At 45.7% G+C, this 25,126-nt stretch carries 24 protein-coding genes; 6 read left to right on the top strand and 18 right to left on the bottom strand.

Annotated elements, in window-relative coordinates; genetic code table 11:
* Positions 1-9: 9 nt before the first annotated feature.
* The 4 genes from putB to CVV77_RS15070 form a co-directional block, all read right to left on the bottom strand.
* Entirely contained in the window at positions 10-921 is a 912-nt protein-coding gene (putB, locus tag CVV77_RS15085; RefSeq protein ID WP_080010736.1) for a proline dehydrogenase PutB, read from the bottom strand.
* Positions 922-1,110: 189 nt separating this feature from the next.
* Complete coding sequence (locus tag CVV77_RS15080) at positions 1,111-1,893, bottom strand: nucleotidyltransferase domain-containing protein (RefSeq protein ID WP_100275788.1); 783 nt, start codon at positions 1,891-1,893, stop codon at positions 1,111-1,113.
* A gap of 84 nt (positions 1,894-1,977) precedes the next feature.
* On the bottom strand, positions 1,978-2,934 hold the full coding sequence (gene cah, locus CVV77_RS15075) for a cephalosporin C deacetylase (RefSeq protein ID WP_100275787.1): 957 nt from the start codon (positions 2,932-2,934) through the stop codon (positions 1,978-1,980).
* Between the two features lie 71 nt (positions 2,935-3,005).
* The gene (locus CVV77_RS15070; protein WP_100275786.1) at positions 3,006-3,980 is read right to left on the bottom strand and encodes a LysR family transcriptional regulator; all 975 of its coding nucleotides are present in this window, start codon (positions 3,978-3,980) and stop codon (positions 3,006-3,008) included.
* Between the two features lie 117 nt (positions 3,981-4,097).
* Here CVV77_RS15070 and CVV77_RS15065 point away from each other — a divergent pair, with 117 nt between their 5' ends.
* Positions 4,098-4,856 carry a class I SAM-dependent methyltransferase gene (locus CVV77_RS15065; RefSeq protein WP_100275785.1) on the top strand — a complete coding sequence of 253 codons (759 nt, stop codon included), beginning with the start codon at positions 4,098-4,100 and terminating at the stop codon, positions 4,854-4,856.
* Between the two features lie 30 nt (positions 4,857-4,886).
* Here the strand turns inward: CVV77_RS15065 and CVV77_RS15060 are convergent, their stop codons facing one another.
* Positions 4,887-5,447, bottom strand: a complete 561-nt coding sequence (locus tag CVV77_RS15060; RefSeq protein ID WP_100275784.1) for a shikimate kinase — start codon at positions 5,445-5,447, stop codon at positions 4,887-4,889.
* Positions 5,448-5,714: 267 nt separating this feature from the next.
* Between CVV77_RS15060 and tmrB the strand changes: the two genes are divergently transcribed.
* The gene (gene tmrB, locus CVV77_RS15055) at positions 5,715-6,308 is read left to right on the top strand and encodes a tunicamycin resistance ATP-binding TmrB (protein WP_100275946.1); all 594 of its coding nucleotides are present in this window, start codon (positions 5,715-5,717) and stop codon (positions 6,306-6,308) included.
* 48 nt (positions 6,309-6,356) lie between these two features.
* Here the strand turns inward: tmrB and nadE are convergent, their stop codons facing one another.
* Positions 6,357-7,175 carry an ammonia-dependent NAD(+) synthetase gene (gene nadE, locus CVV77_RS15050; protein WP_003241188.1) on the bottom strand — a complete coding sequence of 273 codons (819 nt, stop codon included), beginning with the start codon at positions 7,173-7,175 and terminating at the stop codon, positions 6,357-6,359.
* Between the two features lie 132 nt (positions 7,176-7,307).
* Positions 7,308-7,904, bottom strand: a complete 597-nt coding sequence (locus CVV77_RS15045) for a DUF1989 domain-containing protein (protein WP_019257412.1) — start codon at positions 7,902-7,904, stop codon at positions 7,308-7,310.
* Between the two features lie 130 nt (positions 7,905-8,034).
* On the opposite strand from CVV77_RS15045, the gene CVV77_RS15040 reads away from it, so the two are divergent.
* Positions 8,035-9,375, top strand: a complete 1,341-nt coding sequence (locus tag CVV77_RS15040) for an amino acid permease (RefSeq protein WP_032732283.1) — start codon at positions 8,035-8,037, stop codon at positions 9,373-9,375.
* A gap of 1 nt (position 9,376) precedes the next feature.
* Here the strand turns inward: CVV77_RS15040 and CVV77_RS15035 are convergent, their stop codons facing one another.
* The 3 genes from CVV77_RS15035 to CVV77_RS15025 form a co-directional block, all read right to left on the bottom strand.
* Entirely contained in the window at positions 9,377-10,138 is a 762-nt protein-coding gene (locus tag CVV77_RS15035) for a YqcI/YcgG family protein (protein WP_003241194.1), read from the bottom strand.
* Between the two features lie 69 nt (positions 10,139-10,207).
* The gene (locus tag CVV77_RS15030) at positions 10,208-10,837 is read right to left on the bottom strand and encodes a LysE family translocator (RefSeq protein WP_019257409.1); all 630 of its coding nucleotides are present in this window, start codon (positions 10,835-10,837) and stop codon (positions 10,208-10,210) included.
* Positions 10,838-10,910: 73 nt separating this feature from the next.
* Positions 10,911-11,375, bottom strand: a complete 465-nt coding sequence (locus CVV77_RS15025; RefSeq protein WP_003241197.1) for a MarR family transcriptional regulator — start codon at positions 11,373-11,375, stop codon at positions 10,911-10,913.
* Between the two features lie 112 nt (positions 11,376-11,487).
* Here CVV77_RS15025 and bmr3 point away from each other — a divergent pair, with 112 nt between their 5' ends.
* Positions 11,488-13,026, top strand: a complete 1,539-nt coding sequence (gene bmr3, locus CVV77_RS15020; protein WP_100275783.1) for a multidrug efflux MFS transporter Bmr3 — start codon at positions 11,488-11,490, stop codon at positions 13,024-13,026.
* Between the two features lie 41 nt (positions 13,027-13,067).
* On the opposite strand, the gene CVV77_RS15015 is transcribed toward bmr3, so the two are convergent.
* The 5 genes from CVV77_RS15015 to CVV77_RS14995 all read right to left on the bottom strand — a co-directional run bounded on the left by CVV77_RS15015 (position 13,068) and on the right by CVV77_RS14995 (position 20,145).
* A complete protein-coding gene (locus tag CVV77_RS15015) occupies positions 13,068-14,693 on the bottom strand; it encodes an L-lactate permease (protein ID WP_060397877.1) in 1,626 nt (541 codons plus the stop codon).
* A gap of 46 nt (positions 14,694-14,739) precedes the next feature.
* Entirely contained in the window at positions 14,740-15,690 is a 951-nt protein-coding gene (locus CVV77_RS15010) for an L-lactate dehydrogenase (protein WP_100275782.1), read from the bottom strand.
* Positions 15,691-15,864: 174 nt separating this feature from the next.
* Complete coding sequence (amyE, locus tag CVV77_RS15005) at positions 15,865-17,844, bottom strand: alpha-amylase (protein WP_100275781.1); 1,980 nt, start codon at positions 17,842-17,844, stop codon at positions 15,865-15,867.
* A 260-nt stretch (positions 17,845-18,104) separates the two neighbouring features.
* The gene (locus CVV77_RS15000) at positions 18,105-18,596 is read right to left on the bottom strand and encodes a DUF6773 family protein (RefSeq protein WP_100275780.1); all 492 of its coding nucleotides are present in this window, start codon (positions 18,594-18,596) and stop codon (positions 18,105-18,107) included.
* Between the two features lie 115 nt (positions 18,597-18,711).
* Positions 18,712-20,145 carry a YfcC family protein gene (locus CVV77_RS14995; RefSeq protein ID WP_100275779.1) on the bottom strand — a complete coding sequence of 478 codons (1,434 nt, stop codon included), beginning with the start codon at positions 20,143-20,145 and terminating at the stop codon, positions 18,712-18,714.
* A gap of 148 nt (positions 20,146-20,293) precedes the next feature.
* Between CVV77_RS14995 and CVV77_RS14990 the strand changes: the two genes are divergently transcribed.
* Positions 20,294-21,445, top strand: coding sequence for a M20 peptidase aminoacylase family protein (locus tag CVV77_RS14990; protein ID WP_100275778.1), 1,152 nt, complete (start codon positions 20,294-20,296; stop codon positions 21,443-21,445).
* Positions 21,446-21,485: 40 nt separating this feature from the next.
* Here the strand turns inward: CVV77_RS14990 and opuAC are convergent, their stop codons facing one another.
* From opuAC to opuAA, 3 genes are read right to left on the bottom strand one after another with little or no spacing between them, the layout of a single operon-like run.
* Positions 21,486-22,367 carry a glycine/proline betaine ABC transporter substrate-binding protein OpuAC gene (gene opuAC / locus CVV77_RS14985; RefSeq protein ID WP_100275777.1) on the bottom strand — a complete coding sequence of 294 codons (882 nt, stop codon included), beginning with the start codon at positions 22,365-22,367 and terminating at the stop codon, positions 21,486-21,488.
* Positions 22,367-23,215, bottom strand: coding sequence for a glycine/proline betaine ABC transporter permease subunit OpuAB (gene opuAB, locus CVV77_RS14980; RefSeq protein ID WP_003241221.1), 849 nt, complete (start codon positions 23,213-23,215; stop codon positions 22,367-22,369). The genes opuAC and opuAB overlap by 1 nt, the downstream gene beginning before the upstream one ends.
* Before the next feature lies 1 nt (position 23,216).
* Positions 23,217-24,473 carry a glycine/proline betaine ABC transporter ATP-binding protein OpuAA gene (gene opuAA / locus CVV77_RS14975; RefSeq protein ID WP_003241223.1) on the bottom strand — a complete coding sequence of 419 codons (1,257 nt, stop codon included), beginning with the start codon at positions 24,471-24,473 and terminating at the stop codon, positions 23,217-23,219.
* A gap of 289 nt (positions 24,474-24,762) precedes the next feature.
* Between opuAA and CVV77_RS14970 the strand changes: the two genes are divergently transcribed.
* A complete protein-coding gene (locus CVV77_RS14970) occupies positions 24,763-25,065 on the top strand; it encodes an ArsR/SmtB family transcription factor (protein ID WP_080010733.1) in 303 nt (100 codons plus the stop codon).
* Positions 25,066-25,126: the final 61 nt, after the last annotated feature.

The raw sequence follows: 25,126 nt of genomic DNA, 5'->3' as shown, positions 1-25,126 counted from the left end.
CTCCTTTTTTTACTTCTTTGTCATTCCTTTGAAAGCAAATGCAATGTTTGACGGACGTTCTGCAAGGCGTCTCATAAAGTAGCCGTACCAATCTTCGCCGTAAGGCAGGTAGACTCTCATGTTATAACCTTCTTTTACGAGGCTGAGCTGGGTTTGCGACCGCATGCCGTACAGCATCTGAAATTCAAACTTGTCATTGGCAATGCCATTTTCCTTGGCAAGCTGCTTTGTGTAGTCGATCATTTTGTCGTCATGTGTGGCAATCGCTGTATAGTGACCGTTTAAGAGCTGCTTCCGGATGATTTTTTTGTAATTTTCATCGACATCGCTTTTCTCCGGGTAAGCTACTTTTTCTGATTCTTTATAAGCTCCTTTTACAAGGCGAAGGAACGGGTTTAAAGAATCCAAATCGTCAATGTCTTTTTCCGTCCGGTACAGATAGGCTTGCAGCACTGTGCTCACATGCTCGTATTTCTTTCTGAAATCTTTGAAAATATCAAGCGTTTTCTGGCATCTGACTTCATCTTCCATGTCAATGGTGACCATGATTTTATGCTTCTCGGCCGTCTGGAGGATTTTCGTCATATTTTCATATACCAAATCCATATCTATATCGAGACCTAGAGACGTCATTTTTAAAGAAACGTGTGAGTTCAGCTGCTGATCCGCAATCGTCGCAATGGTTTGAATGCACTCTTCCGTACGCTCCCGTGCGACCTCGGCACTGTTCACAAACTCGCCTAAATGATCGACAGTAACTGACAAGCCTTGACTGTTAAGCTGTCGAATGGTCGGGATTGAACTGTTAAAATCATTCCCGCCGATAATTTTACCCGCTGCTACCCGGCTTCCCCAGTTTTTTGCCATTTTATTGAGAAAGCCGCTTTTGGATAAAAATAAGAAAAAATCTCTTGTGATCACTTCCAACCTCAACACCCCGCAATCTAAGAAGTATTTGTATGAGTTTATTGTAAATGGACAAAACCTCGGTTCACAATATTCTCAAAATACAAAGATTCTGATAATTTTTGTGGGTTTGCCACAATCAGATAGTTAGAAAGTCGGGGGACATTCTGTCGAATAAAGGAGAAAAGGAAGCGACAAAAAACATCAGCTTCCTCCATCCTTCCACACTTCTTCAACCGTATTCAAAAGCAAACGATTCAATTCAGGTGTCATATCCTTTTGTTCTGCTTTCAGCGATTTTGCTGCTTCCATGATTCTTTCAATTTCCGTTTCAATGAATTGGTGAATGACATGAATTCTCGCTTCGAGATCAAGCTCTTCGCCTCTTTTTTTCCGATCAAGCAAGGTTTCCATTTCTGCCTTCAGTTCGGGTTCAGTAACAAGTTCATCCATCAAAACCGTAAAATCCATTGGCGGAATGGTTCCGTGCTTTTCAATCCATTTGCAAGCCAAAATAGGCCGAAGCACGTAGAAATATTTTTTGATTTTGACCTCTTGCCCTTGAAGGTAATCCTTGACGTTCCTTCTCGCCATATTGATATAGTGATACACGCTTGCTTCAGGCTTAAATGCCTCCATCCGCAGTTTTCTTAACCGCTCTGCGGTCGTAAATGCTTCATAATACACTATGTCTGAGGACAGCCATTCAAGGAGCGGCGGGTTTGATTTTTTGAAGAGGCGCAGCGTCTTTCTCAGCTCCCAGCCGCTGATATCCAGCAAATCGTGAATCGGTTCCTCAATCACATCCCGCTCCTGCTCAATTGAAAAATACCACTCCTTTTTCGGCACATAAATAAAGCGGACATCATAATCACTGTCCTGCGACGGGAATCCCCATGCGCGGCTTCCTGACTCAACGGCATATACGATTTTGACTCCGTATGACTGCTCGATTCGTTTTAATTCATCAATGATCCTTTGTTTCATATCTATTCGTCTCCAGTCTGTTCTCATTCCGGCAGTTTGCAGAAAAAAACCGCCTGATGATACGAGGCGGCTTTTCCCGTTTAATCAGCCTTTAAGGTGCTGCTTAAAGAAAGCAAGTTTTTCCGTTTGAAAGGCAGGGATATACTCATGCCCGAAGTAGCGGTACACCTTCAGCTCTTTTTCTGTCTCCAAGTGGTTGTATGCGGCAAACACGGTGGACGGCGGCGTGACCTTGTCAATCAGACCGATCGACATCAAAACAGGCACCTTCACTCGGTCAGCGAGATTCATAATATCGAAATACGAAAGTGTCTTCATCGCCTGTTCTTCCGTTTCCGGGCTGCCATTTCTTCTGAAGAAGGAATTAATTTCAAGGTACGGCTGTTCAAGCGCCACATCAATGGCCCGTTCAAAGTTGCTTAAGTAAGGATAATCGGCAACCGCTGCTTTCGGAATATCTGATAGAGCCGCTGCGGCAATGGTCAAGCCTCCCCCTTGGCTTCCGCCTGTCACACCGATTCTTGTTTCGTCAACTTCGTCAAAGCTGCTGATGACTTCAAGTGCCCGGACGGCGTCCAAATAAACGCCCCGGTAATAGTATGTATCTTTATCAAGAATTCCTTTCGTCATCCAGCCCAAAGCGTGACCGTGCGGAGAAATACTCGTATCCTCGCTGCTCTGCTGGCCGCGGACAAGCATGCCGAATGCGGCGTATCCGTGGAGCGCCCAGTTCACCATTTCATGAATCTCACCGTCATAGCTTGCGTTGTAGCCGTGATATTTAACGATCGCCGGATGCGGGCCTTCCTTGTCAGGCACGGCGTACCATCCGGCAATGCGGGCGTTTCCAAAGCTTTTATATGTGAGGCGGTACACCTTTACTCCATCAGCAGGATAATCAACCGGCTGTAAATCAGGTGCTGATTGGACTTTCGCAAGGTCATCCAAAGACGATTTCCAAAACTCAGAAAAATCTTTCGGTGCTGTTTGTTCAGGCTTATACGTTTGCAATTGGTCGAGCGGCATATCGAATAGTTGCATTTCCGATTATTCCCCTTTGTTTTATAAGATTTAGTTTGTATTCCTATACTACCACGTTTAGAACCTGTTTTCTAAATATTTTCAATTTTGTTTCCCAAACTGCCTTCATCAAACGTTTGTTTAAGACTTTCCCGGCTCAGTTCCATAAAGGCCTGAGCTGTCAAGCTGACGTAGCGGTTCTTTAAAAATACAAAGACGAGGGTTCGTGATGGCGCTGATTGAATAGATAAATAGATCACACCAGGATCTTTATCCCTTCTGACCATATTCGGCGCCATTGTCACACCTAAACCATTGGCCACAAGGGATTGGGCGGTTTCAATATGGCTCGTCTTAAAAGCTGTATTCGGCTTAAAGCCGCTTTCCGCACAGAGATCGAGAACTGTCCTGCGAAAACCGAAGCCTTCTTTTAACAGAATAAAAGGCACGTGCCTCACCATTTCAAGCGGCACGCACGGCTTGCGGCCCTCCTCTCCCTCCAGCGCTTTCTCAATCAGCGCGATCATTTCCGGCGGCATCCACCTTTGTTTTTCCTTCGGCACTGCGAGAACAATCGGTTCCGTGAGCAACGGTGTAATGGCGAGCCGTTCATCCTCGATCGGCAAGGATAAAACAGAAAGGTCAACCTCTCCCTTTGCCGTCATCTCCTCTAAAGATACCGGATCTTTTTCAACAAGCTGAACCTCCACATGAGGATAACGGGCCAAAAACTGCTTCAGCAGAGGCGGAAAGATATATCTCCCCGTTACAGCGGGAATCCCAATGGAAAGCTTGTGTCCGAGCCCCTGCGACCGCTCCTGCATCTCCCGGAGCAAATCATCTCTGGAACGAATAATGTCCTCAGCTTTTTCAATGAAACGCCGGCCGTGGGGTGTCAGTGTAACAGAGCCGTGGGATCTGTGAAAAAGGGTAAGCCCCAGCTCAGTCTCAAGCTTTTTGATTTGCTGGCTGAGAGATGGCTGAGCAATATGAAGATGCTCTGCTGCCTTTGTAAAGCTTTGGCGCCGGGCGATTTCCGCTGCGTATTCCATCACTTTAATATCCATTTCAGCCTCCATAGGTTGATCCTATCGTTTTTATCATTTTTATATCTTGGACGAATCATAACAGAAATTGCTAACATAATCCATATCATCATTTACAAAAAAAAGGGGCTGGTTCACATGACAAATGAAACACCGTTTTCTAAAAACGCCGAGATGTATCGGGATGAGAAGGTATTTGCTGAAGGCGAAGATTTGGGGTTGATGATCAAAACGGCGGAATGCCGGGCAGAGCAGCGGATGCTGGATATCGGAGCGGGTGCTGGCCATACGGCGCTGGCATTTTCTCCATATGTGCAGGAATGCATCGGTGTTGATGCGACGAAAGAGATGCTTGAGGTTGCGTCCTCCTTTGCGCAAGAAAAAGGAGCGGGAAACGTACGCTTTCAGCAAGGAATGGCCGAGTCACTCCCCTTCCCCGACGATTCATTTGATATCATCACCTGCCGATACGCGGCCCACCATTTTTCTGATGTCCGCAAAGCCGTCAACGAAGTTGCACGCGTCCTGAAAAAGAACGGACGTTTTCTCTTGGTCGATCATTACGCGCCTGAAGATCCGGTTCTTGATGAGTTTGTCAATCATTTGAACCAGCTCCGAGACCCATCCCATGTTCGGGAAGGCTCATTATCAGAATGGCAGTCAATGTTCACCGCCAATCAGCTGAGCTATCAAGACATCCAAAAGTGGAATTTGCCGATTCAATACGAAAGCTGGATCAAACGGGGCGGAACCCCCGCCGATCGGGAAAAACAAATTATCAGCCATTTACATCAGGCATCAGAAGAAGCACGTGATACGTTCTCCATCAAATTGAAACAAAACGGACAGCCCGACTCCTTTTGCTTAAAAGCCATTTTGATACAAGGCGTAAAATGATAAAAAAAGCCGTGCGCACTGCACGGCTTTTTACATTGGCTGATAAAGATCCCAGCCGATTTTTAATGTCTCTACAATATAATCGGCGACCTCCTCAGGAGAAAGGTTGTCTGTTGCCACTTTTGAGTTGTGTTTATCGTAAATGACTTTTCTTTCGTTAAACAGCTGTTCCATTTCATTCATTGAACGGTTATGCAGCACAGGACGGCTCTCGATCAATAAGTCCGCACGCTGCTTCCAGTTCTCCCATGACAGGTCCAGATGAAGCACGAGACAGTTTTCCAGACAGCACTTTCTGATTTCCTCTTGCTTAAAAGACCCGCCGCCCAGAGATACGATTTTGAATCGTTTATGATGGCAGATGTCTAAAATATATTCCTTCTCCGTTTTCCGGAAAAAGTCTTCTCCCTTTTCCTCAAACATCTCAGGAATTGTCATCTTGAAATCCTTTTCGATCTCTTGGTCAATATCGATAAAGTCTCTATATAATTTCTTAGCGACCAATTGGCCGATTGTCGTTTTTCCTACACCCATGAATCCGATCAGGACAATATTTCTTTCTCTTACTGGGATGGCTCGTTTAGCGTTCATCTTCGGCGAAATCCTCCTAAGGAATGAAATTTTATATTCATTATATGCTTATTTTGCGAACATTTATATAGATACCGGCTTGCCCGTCCTTTTCCGTTCAAACGTTTTTGCCTGAATGACATTCATTGTACAACATTTCCACAGATAATTTAATACTTCGACGCAAAAAAGCATTAAAACCTCTTAAGCTCACTGCTTTTATTGTTCTGCTGACTCTTCGATCGAAGGGTCTTTTTTTGTATCATAAGGGAGAAGGGAGAAATGGAGATGATCATTTGGATAAACGGGGCTTTCGGTTCCGGAAAAACACAAACAGCCTTCGAACTGCATAGAAGGCTGAAAACGTCTTACGTGTATGATCCTGAGAAAATGGGATTTGCGATGCGCTCTATGATACCGCCGGAGATCGCGGAGGACGATTTTCAAAGCTATCCCTTGTGGCGGACGTTCAATTACAGCTTGCTTGCCTCCCTGACCGATACATACCGCGGCATCATCATTGTGCCTATGACGATTGTACACCCTGAATACTTTAATGAGATCATCGGCAGGCTCAGACATGACGGCCAGATGGTTCACCACTTTACACTAATGGCTTCAAAGGAAACCTTGTTAAAACGGCTGCGTACAAGAGCAGAAGGAAAAAACTCATGGGCCGCCAAACAAATCGACCGCTGCATTGAAGGATTGTCATCACCAGTCTTTGCGGATCACCTCCAAACAGACAACATGTCGATTCAGGATGCGGCAGAAACCATTGCCGCGAAAGCCAAGCTTACATTAGACCCTGATACGAGAGGCAGCCTCCGAAGGTTCACCGACAGATTGATGGTAAAGCTGAATCATATCCGCATCAAATAAAGATCCTGCACATGACAAAAGCCCGCTCCGAGAGCGGGCTTTCTTCATTTATTTCCACCAGTCATCAAACATAGACGCCGGAACCTGACGTTTATGCTCAGTTATGCTGTAGCGTTTTTCCAGCGCTTCTGACACTTTCGCTGATACTTCTTTTCCTTCGAGATAATCGTCAATCTCCTCATAGGAAATGCCAAGCTCTGTCTCATCCGCCTGCTGCGGTTTTTCGTCGAGCAGGTCGGCAGTTGGTTCTTTTAGGTATAAGCGCTCCGGTGCACCCAGCTCTTTCAGCAGGCTTCTTCCCTGACGCTTCGTCAATCCAGTCAGCGGCAGAAGGTCGGCTCCGCCGTCACCGTACTTCGTAAAGAAACCAGTGACAGCCTCAGCTGCGTGGTCAGTCCCAATGACAAGAAGGCCTTCTTGTCCGCCGATCGCGTATTGAGCGATCATTCTTGTTCTTGCTTTTACGTTCCCTTTATTAAAGTCAGTCAGCTGATCGCCCGTTTCCTGCTGATATTGATCAGAAAAAGCGCTGACGGTCGATTTAATGTCGAACTTCCATGATTTATCCGGCTTAATAAACTTCAAAGCAAGCTGTGCATCGTCTTCATCTTGCTGTGTGCCATGCGGAAGACGGACCGCGATAAATTGAGCGTCTCCGCCCTCCTCGCGAATGCTTTCCACCGCCAGCTGAGCAAGGCGCCCAGCAAGAGTTGAATCCTGTCCGCCGCTGATTCCCAATACAAAGCCTTTAGCGCCGGTTTTCTTTACATATTGTTTTAAAAAATGGATTCGGTCCTCAATTTCTTGCTTTGGATCAATTGAGGGCTTCACATGTAATTCACGCATAATCTTTTCCTGCATGCTCATCCCAATCATTCCTCCTGTAGAGTTTCGCTGTTTCTTATTTGATCATTTCCCCAAATTGATGAAAATGAATCATGACAGTTATGTATCATATTAAATATAGCACAGGTCTTCATTCACAGTGAACAAGAGAGATCAGCTGACTTCCACCCGTATTGACGTTACACTATCGCCATTGCACTTACCTTTTTCTATCGGGCAGGAAGAAAACGCGACAACCAAATCCATTTCCGCCCGCAGCCTTACATAATCCCCGGCATTTGAAAGCGGCGTTTCCACAGACAGGTTCCCTTTCTCATCAAGGACAGTATTCATAAAAATCGCAAACGGATAATGCATGTGAGGCTTCGGTACGCCAAACTGTTCAAGCGCACGGTTCATATTGTCATAGCAAGTATCCTGAAACTCATCCTTTTGCTTGCCGTATAAGAGCCTGTTCATATCAGGACGGCAGGCAGGAAGCAGCAGATCATGCTTGCCGACCGTATCCTCAATCAGCGTCAGCATCGGTTTGTACAGATTGGAGTAGAGATGGTCGTTGACCTTCACATGAATGGAGTGATTGGCATCAATCGTCGCCCCCTGATCAAGGTGTTCATAAAAATCCTTGGCATGGTACGCGACAAAATCGGCAACCTGCTGACCTTCAACATCAACCACCTTCAAAATCTGCCCCTTTTTCAGCTTCAGCCCAAGCCCTTTCTTCGGCTCTACGATATATCGCTGTGTCATCGGCTCGCTCCTTTTTTCCATTAGTATGAGCGTTCGCCGCCTTCTCCATGTAAAAAGAGGCAAAAATCCGATGTATATAAGCTTCGGGCGGGTCGCAATCTAACCTTAGATAAAAGGGGTTGAAATGATTATGAGTCAAACAAAACAAGATCAGCAAAAAGGAAATTTAGCTTGGTGGCAGCTGTCATTAATCGGGATAGGATGCACAATCGGAACTGGATTTTTTCTCGGTTCCAGCATCGCAATAGTGAAAAGCGGTTTTTCCGTTCTGCTTTCATTTCTAATTGGAGCGATCGGTACGTATTTTGTATTCGAACAGCTTGCCAAGCTGTCTGCAAAACATCCTGAAAAAGGCTCGTTTTGTTCGTATGCGAGGAAAGCATTCGGAAGATGGGCCGGCTTCAGTAACGGCTGGGTGTACTGGACATCAGAAATGCTGATTACCGGAAGCCAGCTGACAGCCATTTCACTATTTACGAAGCATTGGTTTCCTCAGGTGCCGTTATGGGTGTTTGCTTCAATCTATGCGGTACTTGGGCTTCTCATTATTTTCACCGGACTGTCTGTTTTTGAGAAGACTGAAAATGTACTGGCAGTTATCAAAACAGCCGCTATTTTTATGTTTATTGTCATTGCCATCCTGGCATTATGCGGTATCCTGTCCGGCGGAAGGCCTGATGTACAGGTTCCAAATAAGACGAGTGAGTTTTTCCCTTTCGGCGCCATGGGGCTGTGGACAGGTTTAATCTACGCGTTTTACGCCTTTGGCGGAATTGAGGTCATGGGGCTGATGGCGGTTCACTTAAAGAAACCAGAGGAAGCGTCTAAATCAGGAAAACTGATGCTGGCGACGCTTGCGATTATTTATATTATTTCAATCGGGCTGGCTTTGCTTTTGGTTCCGTTACACAAGTTTACAGAACAGGACAGTCCGTTCATTACGTCGTTAAAAGGATACAACCTTGAGATCATTCTCGATATTTTTAACGGGATTTTCATTATCGCCGGGTTCTCGACCCTCGTCGCTTCGCTATTTGCGGTTACGACATTGCTTTGTACGATGGCCGATGACGGCGACGCGCCGAAATGCTTTACCTTAAAGGAAGGCAAAAAAATATGCTGGCCGGCACTGGGGCTGACGTTTGCGGGGCTTGTCTTATCCATTATTCTGTCCTTGGTGCTGCCCAAAAACATTTATGAGCACATGACGACAGCAGCGGGGCTTATGCTTTTATACACTTGGCTGTTTATCCTGTTCTCCAGCAAAAAGCTGACTGATCCTGAGGGAATGGGGAAAACGCAAATTTATTTAGCGATGATTCTGATTGCTGCGGCTGTGTCAGGTACATTGTTTGAAAAATCAAGCCGGCCCGGTTTTTTTGTGAGCATAGGTTTTCTCGCGATTATTGCCGTCGTTACCATGATCTATCAAAAAAAGCAGGGACATAAAGACCGCCCTGCCAGCTCGTGATTTATTTCATTTTGTTGAACATGTTCTTTAAATAAGAAAACGGGCACCTCGATACCTGTTTTTCGTCGTCACGGAGGAAATACTGTTTCCATTCTCGATTATCCTTTCCTCCGTACCAGCCTAATTGCGGGTGAATCGGAGCTTGATCGTAGGCCTTTAAACGGGATCGGATCAGCCTGCTCATGTTCCGGCCGGATACAGTTGAACCATTTAGGTCATCAAACACCCACCTTGGCTGAAACGCGATCATAAAATAGGGAAAGCTCCGGCTTCTTCTCGCCTCGTGCCCCGGTGTAGCGCACAGAATAAAGTATGGCTCACCGTCAAAACAAAACTCCCATTTATAATGCTCGGGATCGGCCGGAATGTCTTCCGGCCACTCTTTTTCATCTTGATGACTCAGTCTATTTAAAAAGCTCCAAAACAGCTCTTCATACGCTTCAATCGAATAGTGCTCAGCCAAATCTTCCGGTGTATCAAACAACACAACGAGAGATGCATACTTTCCAGTGTCCCGCGATATCTTTCCGTACTCCGCAAGCAATGGAGCCAGTTCCTCCGCCGTTCGGTTTTCCCGCGGATCTCCGGCAAAAGCAATGCGAAGCTGATCATTCAGAAATGACTGGCGTCCGGGAATGCATGGAAACGTATCCGCATCATCCGCCACAGTTTCTGCCAGCAGCTCAAAAGCGATTCTTTGCCATTCAGGAAGCTCTTCTTGATTACGTTCCAGAAAACTTTTGGTGTAAATCCCATTCACCATTGATCCACCTCCAGTATCATCTGGATACTATATTAAAACTGGAGGCGGCAGGTGACTGTCCTTCATGAATCAGCCCAGTAACTGTTTGATGCCCTGATAACCGAAGTAAAAGCCAAATACAAGGAGGGATACACCAGCGATTCCGGTCAATCCCCTCAATAGCTTTTCATGAAGCAGAGTTCTGAACATGCTGGCTGTGATAGCCATGCAAAAATCCCAGATTAATATGCCGATCATGATGCCGGAGCTATAGATCAGAAGCTGATTCATATTGTAGGCCTCTGCTGTTTTCGCAAGTATGCTCCCGTAAATCCCAAGCCAAAAAAGGATGCTCAATGGATTTGACAGTGAAATGAGAAAACCCGAAGCGAACGTTTTCCTGTATGACGCTTTTCCCCGTGAGCTTCGCACATTCATCGGTTCTCTGACATTTTTCAGTGTTTCAATTCCTGTATAGGTCAGAACAAAAAAGCCGAAGAGCCACAAAAACGTTTTCACAAACGGAGCAGTCAAAAACTGCGACAACCCGAAATAGATAAAAAGCATGTACAGTCCGTCCGCTGTCATGGCGCCTAAACCAAAAATCCATGCATGCCAAAAACCGTTTTTAATTCCTTTGTCTATTTGCGCCGCATTTACTGGTCCCACAGGCGCAGACAAGGACAGTCCCAGCACAATATAGCTCAAAAAAATGTTCACCGGCCCGTACTCCCTTCTCTTACGTAACTTGTACAATTTATTCGGGAACGGGCCAAGCTATGCACAATTTCGCTTACTGTTTCAGACGTTCAAGCTCTTCTTCCATAATATCGGCAGCTTTGCCTACGAAGCTGAAAATGAGTTCCAGTTCCTCTTCCGTATACTCGCGGCACAAATCCATCGTCGACTCTGACAGAGAGCGGAACAAATCCTTTACATGTTTTTTCGAAGCGGTCAAAGGGACGATCATGACTCTTCTGCGGTCGTTCGGGTCCTTTTCACGAGCCACATACCCCGCTTTTTCTAACCGATCAACAAGCGCTGTGACAGAACCTGTGCTGAGGCCTGTCTTTTTCCCCAGCTCTCCGGCCGTCATCGGTCCCGCTTCATTTAAGATGTCAGCTGATTTCAAATCGGTGGGAAACAGACCGAGAGCCTGAGCGGCTGCCTGATGAAACAGAACCGTTCTTGTGCCCAATTTCCGAAAAAGCTGAACGGCAGTCTTTTCCAACTCACTTCTGGAATTTCTTGTTGACAACTGACAGTCCTCCCTATAGAATCGAATTTATCTTGATAATCGAGATATTCAATGATCAAACTATTATCATGATATCAGAACTTACATAGAAAAGTAAGAGGAGGTAGAACAAATGGACACAACATCAGCAAAACAGGCTTCCACCAAATTTGTGGTCCTCGGTCTCCTGCTGGGCATCTTGATGTCTGCGATGGACAATACGATTGTTGCCACCGCAATGGGCAGCATCGTAGCCGATCTTGGGAGCTTTGATAAATTTGCTTGGGTGACAGCATCCTATATGGTGGCGGTCATGGCTGGAATGCCGATTTACGGCAAGCTTTCCGATATGTACGGCCGAAAACGTTTTTTCCTGTTTGGACTTATTTTTTTCTTAATCGGGTCGGCTTTATGCGGCATTGCACAGACGATGAATCAGCTGATCATCTACCGGGCCATTCAAGGGATTGGAGGCGGCGCGCTCCTGCCGATTGCCTTTACCATTATCTTTGATTTGTTTCCGCCGGAAAAACGCGGAAAAATGTCCGGCATGTTTGGTGCTGTATTCGGATTATCCAGTGTTCTTGGGCCGCTGTTAGGCGCGATCATTACAGATTCGATCAGCTGGCACTGGGTGTTTTACATCAATGTGCCGATCGGCGCATTGTCATTGTTTTTCATTATTCGCTACTACAAAGAATCTTTGGAGCACAGAAAGCAGAAAATTGACTGGGGCGGCGCGGTTACCTTAGTCGTATCCATTGTATGCCTGATGTTCGCACTTGAGCTTGGCGGCAAAACATACGATTGGAATTCCATTCAGATCATTGGCCTGTTTATTGTATTCGCTGTTTTCTTCATTGCCTTTTTTATAGTGGAGAGAAAAGCGGAAGAGCCGATTATTTCTTTCTGGATGTTTAAAAACCGTTTGTTTGCCACAGCGCAGATTCTCGCTTTCCTGTATGGCGGAACATTCATTATTTTAGCGGTATTTATTCCGATTTTCGTTCAGGCGGTATACGGCAGCTCAGCGACAAGCGCGGGCTTTATTTTGACGCCGATGATGATTGGATCAGTCATCGGAAGCATGATCGGCGGGATCTTCCAAACGAAGGTCAGCTTCCGCAATTTGATGCTGATATCTGTTATCGCTTTCTTTATCGGCATGCTGCTTCTTTCCAATATGACGCCTGACACAGCACGGGTATGGCTGACAGTCTTTATGATGATTTCAGGATTTGGTGTAGGCTTTAACTTCTCCCTGCTGCCGGCGGCATCGATGAATGATCTTGAACCCCGTTTTCGGGGAACGGCCAACTCTACAAATTCATTTTTGCGGTCATTCGGCATGACCTTGGGCGTCACCATTTTCGGAACGGTGCAAACAAACGTATTCACAAACAAGCTGAGCGAAGGCTTCAGCGGCATGAAAGGCTCAGCAGGCTCAGGCGCCACGCAAAATATCGGCGACCCGCAGGAGATTTTTCAAGCAGGAACACGTTCCCAGATTCCTGAGGTGATCCTGAATCGCATTATTGACGCGATGTCATCAAGCATCACATATGTCTTTTTGCTCGCTTTGATTCCAATTGTCCTCGCGGCGGTCACCGTTTTGTTTATGGGAAAAGCCAGAGTGAAAACAACAGCGGAAATGGCAAAGAAAGCAAATTAACAAAAAAGCAGTACATGCCTGACATGTACTGCTTTTTTCGATTACAATCCTAATCTTGCAAGAATAAACGTCCATATACAAATGATCAATAACAGAATCAGACTGTACGCCACTGTCCGTTTAAACAGTTTAGATTCCTTGCCAGTCTGTCCGACCGCTGCGGCGGCGATGGCGATAGACTGAGGAGAAACGAGTTTCGCCATCACCCCGCCCGCTGTATTTGCAGCTAACAGCAAATCAGAACCCGCACCGATCTGCGCCCCAGTGACAACCTGCAAATGTCCGAACAGAGCGTTATTGCTGACAACAGAACCGGTAATGAACACGCCGATCCAGCCGAGAACAGGACTGACAAATGGGAACAAATCTCCTGTTTTCGCCAGTGCCAACCCAATTGAAGAGCTGAGCCCTGCGAAGTTGGCAAGATTGGCAAACCCCATTACGAAGCAGATCGTGATAATCGGCACCCACAGCTCTTTTCCTGTCTCCTTCAAGGAAGCAAAGGCATCCCGATAAGAGAAATTTTTGCTGAACAGCCCTGTCACGATGACTGCCGCTAAAATCGCTGTACCAGTCGCTGACAGCAGATCGACTTTAAAAACTGCATCTAACGGCATGGCAGATGGCGCAATCGGCGGCATTTTCATAATTTGCTGATGCAGAAAAGGCATTTTCAATAATAGTGTTGTCTGATATAACAGCCCGCCTTCTTGGAATAGCGCTTTGAAGGCAGGAAGGCTCCAGATTGTGATCGCCGCAGTTAAAATGTAGAAAGGAGACCATGCTTTCGCAATGTCAGCGGCACTGTATGCCTTTTTCTCACCAGTCTCGCCGGCTCCTTCCTCCCGGTAAATCTCTTTCGGCTGCCATTTGCGGAGGAAGAGCGCAAGCCCGCCCATGCTGAATAAGGCCGCCAAAATGTTTGCTAATTCCGGTCCAAGCACCGCCATTGTCAGTGTCTGAACCGCTGTATACACACCGCTCACAACCAACAGGGCAGGCCATGTCTGTTTGATTCCCTTCATTCGGTCTAATAGGAATACAAGCAGAAACGGAATCAAAAATGAGATCATCGGCAGTGTCCACATCAATGTTCGTGACAGCTCAAGGGCAGACAAATCACCAATCTGTGCCCCTGTGATTACAGGAATTCCAATCGCACCAAAGGCTCCAGAGGCTGCGTTCGCAATCAAACAGAGCGCCGCCGCTTTTAACGGTTTAAAACCAAGTTCGACGAGCAGCGCCGCACTAATCGCAATCGGAACACCAAAACCGGCCGCGCCTTCCAAAAACGCGTTAAAACAAAAACCAATTAATAATAGCTGTATTCTTTGGTCAGGCGAAATGCCGGCAATGCTGGAACGAATAATGGTAAATTTCCCGGTTTTCACTGCGATTTTATACAGCCACACCGCCATCAGAACGATGTAGCCAATCGGCCACAAACCGCTCCCGATTCCTAGTAAAACAGAAGAAATTGCTTTTTCAACCGGCATATGAAATGCCAAAACGGAGACGAAGAAACTGACGGCTAGGGTAAGAAATGCCGCAAGAATGCCTTTCATTTTAAAAACAGTTAAAGCCAAGAGAAAAAAGAGGATCGGAGTGAGCGCCACAAGTGCGCTCACATACTCGTTTCCAAACGGATCATACAACTGCTCCCACATTGACAATCAGCCCTTTACTCTATAGTTGCGATTAGTTAATCTTTTGTTAAGCAAAATGCGGTTTTAAGATGTTTTTAAGGACGCCGGAGCTGTGAAGGAACTGTTCTTTTTCTTTCTCATTTAAGTTCAGCTCAGTGATGCCTGCAACTCCTCCGCGGTTTACGACAGCCGGAACGCCAATGTACACGTCATCTGCGCCGTATTGTCCGTCCAAATATGTGCTGACAGTTAAAATGCTGTTTTCATTATGAAGAATGGCTTTTGTAATGCGGGCAAGGCTCATCGCAACGCCGTAATAAGTCGCACCTTTTTTCTCAATGATATGGTAAGCGGCGTTTTTCACGTCATCTACGATCTGGTCAAGCTCCTCTTGTTTGTACGCATCGTTTTTCTCAACGAGTTCACTGACTGGCACTCCGCCGACATTTGCGTGGCTCCAGACAGGAAGCTCTGTGTCGCCGTGTTCTCCGATAATATGCGCGTGCACGTTTTGAGGGGCTGCCCCAAAGTATTCGCTCAGCATGTAACGGAATCTCGCAGAATCTAGTGTTGTACCGCTTCCGATCACCCGCTCTTTTGGCAGGCCGCTGAATTTCCATGTAGCGTAAGTCAGAATATCAACCGGATTTGTCGCGATTAAGAAGATGCCGTCAAATCCGCTCGCCATGACTTCACTAACGATGCCTTTGAAAATCTTTAAGTTCTTTTCTACTAATTCTAGGCGTGTCTCACCAGGTTTTTGGTTTGCTCCGGCACAGATGCAGACAATATCAGCATCCTTGCAGTCTTCATATGTTCCGTAAGATGTTTTGACCGGTTGCGGCGCAAACGCCTTTCCGTGGTTTAAATCCATTACATCGCCCATTGCTTTTTCTTTATTTAAATCAATGACCACAAGCTCATCTGTGATCGCTTGGTTAATTAACGCAAATGCATAACTGCTACCAACAAAACCCGCTCCGATTAAAGCAACTTTATTTACATGTTTATTCATCATTAATCATCCTTCCAGGGTATGTTTTTCTTTGATGTTTGTTTGTGAAGTATTTCACATTTATATTGTGCAACATTTCACAAACTATTGCAAGAGAAAAGTTTTGTCTGATTTATGAACAAAAAAAGAAACCATCCAGGATGGTTTCTTGGGGATTTTTCCTCTGATCGCTTGCCCTCAATGAGGAAGAGAACCGCTTAAGCCAGAGTCGTTATATAAACCATTTTGCACATAATCAAAGCCAGGCTGGTTCTGTCCAGGCACTTGGGCGCTGCCATTGTTAAAAATCACTTTGGCGTTGGTTGTATCCGTATCCGCCGGCAGCGTCAGCGTGTAAATTCCATCTGCATTCTTAGTCATTGCTTTTCCCGGCCAAGATCCGGTCAATTCTATTGCCCGGCCTCCATCATGTTTATAGATATAAGCATTTACTTGGCCCCAATGATTCGGATTTTGATAGCCAATTGTTTTGGCCGCAGACGGGTCTCTTTTTACAAAGCTGTACTCTTGGGCCCTCGTTACACCATCACTGTTCGTTCCTGTTAACGTGATGTCGTATGTTGTGCCAAATGGATCTCCTTTTCCGATTGTTAATTGGTCTCCATCCTTAAACGCTGTCTCTTGCCCATTATTGATTTGATACACGGCTTTTGCTGTATTCGCATCTGCACGCAGGGTGATCGTCAATTGATCATTGAAAGAATGGGTTACCCCTGTTTTGACATTCTCAAGGAAGACATGAGGTGCATTTTCAATATCGTCAGGATAAAGAACAACCACTGATCTGGCATTGATCGTGCCTGTCAGTTTACCGTCCGTTACTTGAAATGAACCATCCCCAGCTTTATTAGCATAGCTGCCATCAGGTAATTTCGTTGAAGCATTGATGGTGACAGAAGATGAACCTGCATTTGCCAACACAACGCCATGTGAGCCGCGCTGATTCATGAATATCTGGTTGTTTCCATTCGGATTTGAGAGTTCCTCAGGCTGTCCAGCCATTACATTGTGAAATGTATTGACCGCAGCGATAGCCTGATCTTCAAATAAAGCACTTCCGCGGTCGCCTATTTGGGTTTTCCCTGGGAATCTCACACCATTTCCGCCGCCCTCAGGTCTGGAAAAGAAGAGAGGCGTACTGCCTGAGCGAGAAGCAATCACTGCCCAGCCTAAATGGATATCGTCATCACTCATCCATGTAGACTCTTGATCATCATTGGCATACGTATCATGCGATTCCACCCATGTGACTAACTTGTCCGCAGCCACATCAGATGCATAATGGGAGATATTCGACACGCTCAGATTACGATTCTTTAAAGCGGACCTTATGGAATGTCCATAGTTAGATGCTGTCACATTCATATAATTCGCATATGCGGCATCTCTGGAGGCACTATCTTGCAGGATTTCTCCGTATTGGAACTCCGCAGATGTATTTGTGATATTCGGCCAAAATTGACTGCCGTAATTCCCATCATCCGGAAGCTCTATATGTTTGGCGGCATCAAATCGAAATCCGTCTGCCCCGTCATTCAATGCTCTTTCTAAGAAACGTTTCAGATAGGACTGTACTTGTGTATTCTGTGTATTCCAATCATACAGCCCGAGCAATGAATTTTGCGTGACATCCCATCGATCGGACCAATTTTTAATTTGTGTGTTTCCATGGGTCCAGTTTGGAATACTCTTAATCTCATTGGAAATCGCAGCATAGTCACTGGTGGTATGATTGATGACCGCGTCAACAATGACCTTTACGCCATATTCTTCAGCGGCTGCACACATTTCTTTAAATTCTTGTTCAGTACCTAAGTAACGGTTGCCAATTTGGTACGATGTCGGCTGATACAGCCAGTACCAGTTCGACATGCTTTTATCTCCTTGGTTCCCTTCCTTTACTTGGTTAATCGGAGACGTCTGAATGGCTGTATATCCTGCATCATGAATATCCTTCATATTATGTTTTAACGTATTGAACGACCAATTCCATGCATGAAGAATGGTTCCGCTTTTGATCGACGGTGCTGTAAGCTCATTCGATTTGTTCGCCGTTTCAGCACTCGCAGCCGCCGGTCCTGCCAGAACCAAATGAAACAGCAATAAAAATCCAGCGAATAACGGCAGTAAAGAGGTTTTGAATCGTTTTTCAAACATTCTTGACACTCCTTATTTAGTTTTTGAAGACTTACTGCGGAGTCAAAAATCCCTCTTACTTCATTCTTCCGCTTCCTCCTTTCAAACGAATGTGAAGACTGGAGAATTTTGTTAACGCTTACAATTTAAATTATCACATTCACCCTATCAAAACAACTTGATAGAGTGAATTCAAATCTATATTCCTATCCTAATAAAAACGCTGCCCTGAACTGTGAGCCATTTCCCTCACTTTACAAACAAAAAAAGAAACCATCACACTAAGATGATTTCTTTTCTACTTCTTCTTTTATCGCTCTTCTGTAAGCCAGCTTCACAATCACGTATCGAAGCAGAAACAAAGCGCCGCCGCAGACGATAAAAAGAAGGACCATTTTCAGCCAAGCGAAGAATGTATGGGGAATCCCCCTGTCGTACATCGTAAGCACCACTACCGCAAAGGCGACCGCAATTGACTCTATTCGCTGCTGCTTCACCCGTTTTCGCAGTTCTTCTTCGGTGTCTATTCTTGGCATGAGCATCCCAGATGCCGCTGCCCTGATGCAGTAATATAAGATGATGATGAACAAAAACACAAGGCTTGCAGCCCATTCTTTAAACGGAAATTCAAACATAATGCCTCGGATGATCACATCAAGAAGCGCAAAAGCACCCGCTATTATCCCAATCTCCGACCAGATTTTTTGTTCATTTTCTTTTACTCTCTTATTTTTCCCATTCACGCCTGAAAGTCTATTACGCAGATTATTCATGACCTTCCTCCCGCACTTTTACGAATGGCTTATGGCTTACATGTTACAATAACAGCCTGCGCTTCTGCAATGATTAACTCAAAAGCCCGCCGTACAAGCCGGCGGGCAGCAATCGTTAAAACGGCCCCCAATTGATCATGACGCCGATCACAATAAAGACAAGCCCGATCAAAAACCAAATCAAAGCAAGCGGCACCATAAACCGCAGCCACTTGACGTACGGAATGCCGCTGGCGGCAAGCACCGCCATGAGAACGCCGGATGTCGGGTTCACACAGTTGACGACTCCTTCTCCAAGCATAACCGCCTCCACCGCAACCTGTCTCGTAATTCCCATCAAATCAGCGAGCGGCGCCAGAATTGGAATAAATACAACGGCCTCTCCAGACCCTGAAGAGATGAGAAAGTGAAGAAGCGCACTGGCGATATACATGCCGATCGCGCCGGCAATCGGGCTGAATCCGTCCAAAAGCGATGCCAAGGCATTGACGACTGTATCGAGGAGCTTGCCGTTTTCAAGAATGACGGAAATACTTCGTGCCATCCCGACAATCAGCGCCCCGTATACAAGGCTTTGGCAGCCCGTAATGAAGGTTTTGGCAATATCGTTTGCCGCAAGCCCGCCTATTAAACCGGCAAGGACAGAAATAAAAATAAACGTCGCAGCCATTTGGGAATCAGACCAGCCCAGCTTTAAAGCGCCGTACAAAAATCCGATCAGCGACAGTCCCGCCACAGCCAAAATCAGCTTATGGCGAACGGTAAACGGCACTGACTGATCTTCTTCTTTACCCGCTTCACCCATTCCTGCCGCCGGGAACCAATTTGTTCCTAACACACTGGCATCCTTTGATTTTTTTAATTTTCTCGTATACAGATAGATATAAATAATAGAAGAAAGCAAAAAGCATATGTATATCACAATACGCAGGCCGATCCCCGAAAAGAGCGGCAGCTCCGCAATTGATTGCGATAAACCGAGCGGTGACGGTGATAAAATAGTAGAGTTAAATCCAGCGTAGCAGCCGATGTAAATAACAGCGGCGCCCGCAACAGCGTCCCATTTTAAGGATCGTGCGACAATGAGGCCGATGGGGATAAATCCGATAACTGAATTCACGACAATTCCGGTTGTCCCGAGAATGGAGAACAACGCGCCGACAATACAAATAAATAATAATTGCTTTGTGCGGAATTTGCTGATGACATTGTAAATCAGGCCATTGATGGCGCCCGTTTTTTCTAAAATGGCAATGGTGCCGCCTGTGAACAAAATCAGAAAGATGATTGGTGCTGATCCGACCATTCCATCCTGAAGAGAAGAAAAAAAGCTGATCAGGCTGACCGGAGACTGTTCGATTGAATGATAGCTTCCCGGAACAGCAGTCGTGACATCTCCCTTTGTCACGCGGTCAAATTCTCCCGCCGGCACAATATACGAAGCAATAGCGCAAATGAAAGCAATCATAAATAAGAGGACATAGGCGTCAGGCATTTTAAATGTCGTTCGTTTTTTCTTAGGTTGTGTTTCGGCCGCTGGCATACTCATATTTCGATTCATCCCCTCTGTTTGAAAATATTCATTATTCTGAAAAGTAGCAATATGTGCTATATTATATACAGCCTATCTTCCTGTTTCAATATAAATAAAGTAAAGAAGGTAAAATTCATTTTGATAGAAGGAGGTACTTCTTCCCATGCAAAAGCTTTCCGAAGACATGAAACAAACCGTTATGAATATCTTCGAGCATCTGCACGCGAACCCTGAAGTCAGCTGGAAGGAATATGAGACAACTGCATTTCTTAAACAAAAGCTTGAGGATTTGGGATGCCGGACGCGCACTTTTTCAGACTGCACCGGGGTTGTTGGCGAGATCGGTTCGGGCTCGCCGGTTGTAGCTGTTCGCGCTGACATTGATGCGCTATGGCAGGAGGTCAACGGCACATTCCGCGCCAACCATTCCTGCGGCCACGATTCACATATGACAATGGCGCTGGGCACGTTAATGCTGCTGAAAAAACAGCCCGAGCTTCCGAAGGGCACGATCCGTTTTATCTTTCAGCCGGCTGAGGAAAAAGGCGGCGGCGCCTTGAAAATGATAGAAGAAGGTGTGCTTGATGATGTCGACTATTTGTACGGCGTTCACGTCCGTCCGATTCAGGAAACACAGAACGGGCGCTGTACCCCTTCCATCCTGCACGGGTCAAGCCAGCATATTGAGGGAACGATTATCGGTGAGGAAGCCCATGGCGCCCGCCCGCATCTCGGGAAAAACAGCATTGAAATTGCGGCATTTCTCGTACATAAGCTCGGACTCATTCATATTGACCCGAAAATTCCGCATACCGTTAAAATGACAAAACTTCAAGCCGGCGGTGAAAGCTCTAACATCATTCCAGGAAAAGCGTCGTTCAGCCTTGATTTGCGCGCTCAGACCAATGAAGCCATGGAGACGTTAACCGCCGAAACAGAAAGAGCCTGCGAAGCGGCCGCCGCGGCATTCGGCGCGAAGATCGAGCTGCAAAAGGAACACAGCCTTCCTGCGGCAACACAAAACAAAGAAGCTGAAGCAATCATGGCAGAAGCAATTACAGATATCATCGGGGCTGAGCAGCTTGATGAACCGCTTGTCACAACCGGCGGTGAGGATTTCCATTTTTATGCGGTGAAAGTGCCGAACCTGAAAACAACCATGCTCGGACTCGGCTGCGGACTTCAGCCGGGACTCCATCATCCCCATATGACCTTTGACCGAAACGCGATGTTCAACGGCATTCATATTTTAGCGAATGCCGTACTCAAAACGTTTCAGAAGGCGGAATCACCCGCTGCCGCTAACGCTTCTTAACAAATAAAAAAAGCAGCCTGGCTACAGGCTGCTTTCTTCATCATTTCTTCAAATCTTCAATTGAGTTGACGTTTTTCATATATTGAGGTACAACAAGACCCATCTTCACACCAGTCATACTGGTGCCTATATCGTCATATTTGCCTTTGTATTTGGCCGCGTATGCTTTATGGGTATTCGGCAGCCATGCGGAAAGGGATGCGTCGGCGCTTCCCGTCGCAACCGCAGTCCACATTGGACCAGCCTCTACCTGAGTAAGCGTTACGTCATAGCCCAAGTCTTCTAAGACTTTGCCAACCACGTTTGTACTTGCAATCTCACTGTCCCACGCTACATAGGCAAGGTTGATTTTGTCTCCCTTCACCTTTTGAACGCCTTTTGTCCACTCCGCAATCTGATCTTTGTGTTTCTTCACATACTCAGCTGCGGCTTTGGCAGGTTTTTCGCCTTCTTCCACCTTGATCATGACTTCGCCCATGTCGTCTTGCGACCATTTAAACTGGCTCAGTAGCTTTACGGCATTCGGCTGTTCTTTGCTGAAGCCTTTGCGCGTGATCGTATGGATTTCCTCTGCGCTGCCATAAGATTGTTTCGGATCATCGAGATATTTCAGCTTATATCTGGAGAACATCCAGTGCGGTGTCCATCCTGTAATGATGATCGGTTTCTTACGGTCGTATGACTTTTTAAGCGTTGCAGTCATCGCGGCGCTTGACGCCGAAATCAATGTCCAGTCATTCAGGTCATAATCCTTCATCGCTTGATCGGTCAGGGCCATAATCCCTGAACCAGGGTCAATCCCGATGATGGTCTTATTCACCTGTTCAGCCGCGGTTGCATTTTCATCGCTTTCCGACCCGCAAGCCGCAAGTGAGAGCGCCAGCATGGCGGAAACACCGATACCGATGATTTTTTTAAGCATCAGGCATTCCCCCTGCTTTTCTTCTTCACTTTAATATTTTGAGTAATGCGGTCCAGCGTAATGGCAACGATAACGATGGCGATACCGGCCTCTACGCCGACCCCGGTTTTCAGCTGTGTAACGGCACTGTATACTTCAGAACCAAGTCCAGGCGCACCGACCATTGCGGCGATAACAACCATTGATAACGCAAGCATGATGCTTTGGTTGATTCCGGCCAGAATGGTTTTTGTCGCAAGCGGAAGCTGAACTTTAAACAATCGCTGAGCTGTTGTAGAACCGAACGCCTCAGTCGCTTCAATCAGATCCGCCGGCACTTGTTTAATACCGAGAACAGTCATGCGGATTGTCGGCGGCATCGCGAAGATAACAGATGCAACAACACCCGGCACAACACCGATGTTGAAGAAGAAAATCGCCGGCAATAGATATACGAAAGCAGGCATTGTCTGCATTAAATCAAGAATAGGCGTTACAATACGGCGAACTGTTTCTTTCTGGGACGCCCAAATTCCGATCGGAACCCCGACCACAATCGAAATAATCACAGATGTCAAAACAAGCGCCAATGTTTGCAGCATTGGGTCCCAATATCCTAAATAATCAATCAGGAGGAATCCAATCAATGTGAATAACGCAATTCCCCTCGTACTGATCCACCACGCAAGTGCGGCGAAAATAATCGTTAACAAAATAGATGGGATAAATCCAAGTCCGCTAACAATTCCATTTACAAAAGCGGCCAATCCGTTTGCGATTCCGTCGAAGAATCCGCCAAACGTCATCGTAATCCAGTCAACAAAACGGTCAATGATATCTGCTAAAGGTATTCTAGGCAGTCTATCCATCTTACTTCACCTCCTGTGCAGAAGGATCTTGTGTTTGTTCGTCAGTGCCTTCAGCATTGATATACTCGTTATTGCCGGCAAGCGCGCCAATCAATGCGCCTTTTACGACAATCCCTTTCATTCTTTGCTTCTCATCTACAACCGCAATTGGAATATTCGCGTCAGAAACAACGTCAAAAATCTCTGTCAAATACGTATCCTCTGGTACAGTCGTAAATTCTGTATTCAAGATATCTTGAAGTGACAAATCAGATTCAGCCGCTTTTTTCGCATCAGACGCATAGATAACACCTAACAATTTCTTTTGTTTATCCACCGCGTAAATTGAAGAAATTCCAAGGTTTTTCATCAGTGTCAATGCCACGCGAGGCCCTTTATCAATCCGCACTGTTTCAGCGCGCTTCATAATGTGGCCTGCTGTGAGGACTTTAGATAAATCAACATCCTCGACGAATTTCTCAACATATTCGTTAGATGGATTCATCAGGATTTCTTCAGGCGTGCCGATTTGAACGATGTTACCGTCCTTCATCAAAACAATTCTGTCGCCGATCCGCAACGCTTCGTCCAAGTCGTGCGTAATAAAGATAATCGTTTTTCCGACATTATCGTGAAGATCAAGAAGTTCATCCTGCATATCTTTACGAATCAATGGATCGAGCGCACTGAACGCTTCATCCATCAGAAGAATGTCCGGATCATTTGTCAACGCGCGGGCAAGGCCGACACGCTGCTGCATCCCGCCGGAAAGCTGGTCAGGATATTGGTGCTCAAACCCTTCAAGTCCGACGAGCTTTAAGGACTCAAGCGCTTTTTGCTGACGCTCTTGTTTGTCTACACCTTGAAGTTCCAGTCCGTATTCTGTATTTTCAAGTATCGTTCTATGCGGGAACAGAGCGAACTTTTGGAAGACCATGCTGATTTTCTTCCGGCGGACTTCCCGGAGCTGGTCTTTAGACATATTTGTTATCATGTCACCATCAATGTAAATATTTCCGGCAGTCGGTTCAATAAGCCGGTTTAACATCCGTACTAAAGTTGATTTACCGCTCCCTGATAGACCCATGATGACAAATATCTCACCATCATATACATCAAAATCTGCCTGATTTACCCCAACGGTTGATCCAGTCGCTTTCAGGATCTCTTTTTTTGTCTTTCCGTTGGCAAGCATTTGAACTGCTTTCTTTGTTTGTTTCCCAAAAATTTTAGAGACTTTCTCAACTTTTATCTTAATTGGTTTCTCATCTACACTCATATTTTCCCTCCATATTAAGCAATCTTTATTACCGTAACATTTATGTAACATCCCACACAAACAGCATATTCTCTTTTATTCTGTACCATTTCTTTATAAACATCCATGTAACGGCATGACCTTATTTATGCTTCTAAATGCTCTGTAATCCTCCTTTATGATTGTATTTTACAGGTGATATTTCGCCCATCTTTAGTTGAAAACGCTTTTACTGCATCTGAATTCCTCCTCCCTTTTATGACTTCCTGCTCCTTTACTGGAAAAATAAGTTGCTTTTCCAACCCCGATTTTGTATTATAGTTTCATGACTATGAAACAAACAGATGATCAAATCAGAGCCCAAATTTTTAAAGCCCTGTCTGATGAATCGAGGCTTGCCATTATTCGTACGCTTTATTACAGCGGAAAAGAACTCAGCTGCGGTGAAGTAGGTGAAAAATGCAATATTGTCAAAACCACAGCATCTTATCATTTTAAAACGCTGCGTGAAGCGGGGTTGACGGCAACCCGGAAAGATTCGCGGACAAAATATGTCAGCCTGCGTGAAGACACATTTCAAACATACCTGCCAGGCTTTTTGGAAACCCTCTAAAAAAGGGTTTTCTCTATACATATCTGTTTCATAGTTTCAAACTTATAAAACTATAGGAGTG

It is taken from the genome of Bacillus sp. SN1 (assembly GCF_002796895.1).
Classification (GTDB): Bacteria; Bacillota; Bacilli; order Bacillales; family Bacillaceae; genus Bacillus; species Bacillus inaquosorum.
The sequence above is the reverse complement of the archived record's forward strand: the minus strand, read 5'-3'. Positions and strand labels throughout refer to the sequence as shown.

Excerpts from the sequence above, each read along its gene's own strand:
- CVV77_RS15065 (WP_100275785.1), top strand. The coding sequence starts at position 4,098 with ATGACAAATGAAACACCGTTTTCTAAAAACGCCGAGATGTATCGGGAT.
- CVV77_RS15080 (WP_100275788.1), bottom strand. The coding sequence starts at position 1,893 with ATGAAACAAAGGATCATTGATGAATTAAAACGAATCGAGCAGTCATAC.
- opuAB (WP_003241221.1), bottom strand. The coding sequence starts at position 23,215 with ATGGATAGACTGCCTAGAATACCTTTAGCAGATATCATTGACCGTTTT.
- opuAA (WP_003241223.1), bottom strand. The coding sequence starts at position 24,473 with ATGAGTGTAGATGAGAAACCAATTAAGATAAAAGTTGAGAAAGTCTCT.
- CVV77_RS15015 (WP_060397877.1), bottom strand. The coding sequence starts at position 14,693 with ATGTGGGAGCAGTTGTATGATCCGTTTGGAAACGAGTATGTGAGCGCA.
- CVV77_RS15070 (WP_100275786.1), bottom strand. The coding sequence starts at position 3,980 with ATGGATATTAAAGTGATGGAATACGCAGCGGAAATCGCCCGGCGCCAA.
- amyE (WP_100275781.1), bottom strand. The coding sequence starts at position 17,844 with ATGTTTGAAAAACGATTCAAAACCTCTTTACTGCCGTTATTCGCTGGA.
- nadE (WP_003241188.1), bottom strand. The coding sequence starts at position 7,175 with ATGAGCATGCAGGAAAAGATTATGCGTGAATTACATGTGAAGCCCTCA.
- CVV77_RS14995 (WP_100275779.1), bottom strand. The coding sequence starts at position 20,145 with ATGAGTATGCCAGCGGCCGAAACACAACCTAAGAAAAAACGAACGACA.
- CVV77_RS15045 (WP_019257412.1), bottom strand. The coding sequence starts at position 7,904 with ATGACACAGCGATATATCGTAGAGCCGAAGAAAGGGCTTGGGCTGAAG.
- bmr3 (WP_100275783.1), top strand. The coding sequence starts at position 11,488 with ATGGACACAACATCAGCAAAACAGGCTTCCACCAAATTTGTGGTCCTC.
- CVV77_RS15010 (WP_100275782.1), bottom strand. The coding sequence starts at position 15,690 with ATGATGAATAAACATGTAAATAAAGTTGCTTTAATCGGAGCGGGTTTT.
- CVV77_RS15040 (WP_032732283.1), top strand. The coding sequence starts at position 8,035 with ATGAGTCAAACAAAACAAGATCAGCAAAAAGGAAATTTAGCTTGGTGG.
- opuAC (WP_100275777.1), bottom strand. The coding sequence starts at position 22,367 with ATGCTTAAAAAAATCATCGGTATCGGTGTTTCCGCCATGCTGGCGCTC.
- CVV77_RS14990 (WP_100275778.1), top strand. The coding sequence starts at position 20,294 with ATGCAAAAGCTTTCCGAAGACATGAAACAAACCGTTATGAATATCTTC.
- CVV77_RS15035 (WP_003241194.1), bottom strand. The coding sequence starts at position 10,138 with ATGGTGAATGGGATTTACACCAAAAGTTTTCTGGAACGTAATCAAGAA.
- tmrB (WP_100275946.1), top strand. The coding sequence starts at position 5,715 with ATGATCATTTGGATAAACGGGGCTTTCGGTTCCGGAAAAACACAAACA.
- cah (WP_100275787.1), bottom strand. The coding sequence starts at position 2,934 with ATGCAACTATTCGATATGCCGCTCGACCAATTGCAAACGTATAAGCCT.
- CVV77_RS15000 (WP_100275780.1), bottom strand. The coding sequence starts at position 18,596 with ATGAATAATCTGCGTAATAGACTTTCAGGCGTGAATGGGAAAAATAAG.
- CVV77_RS15060 (WP_100275784.1), bottom strand. The coding sequence starts at position 5,447 with ATGAACGCTAAACGAGCCATCCCAGTAAGAGAAAGAAATATTGTCCTG.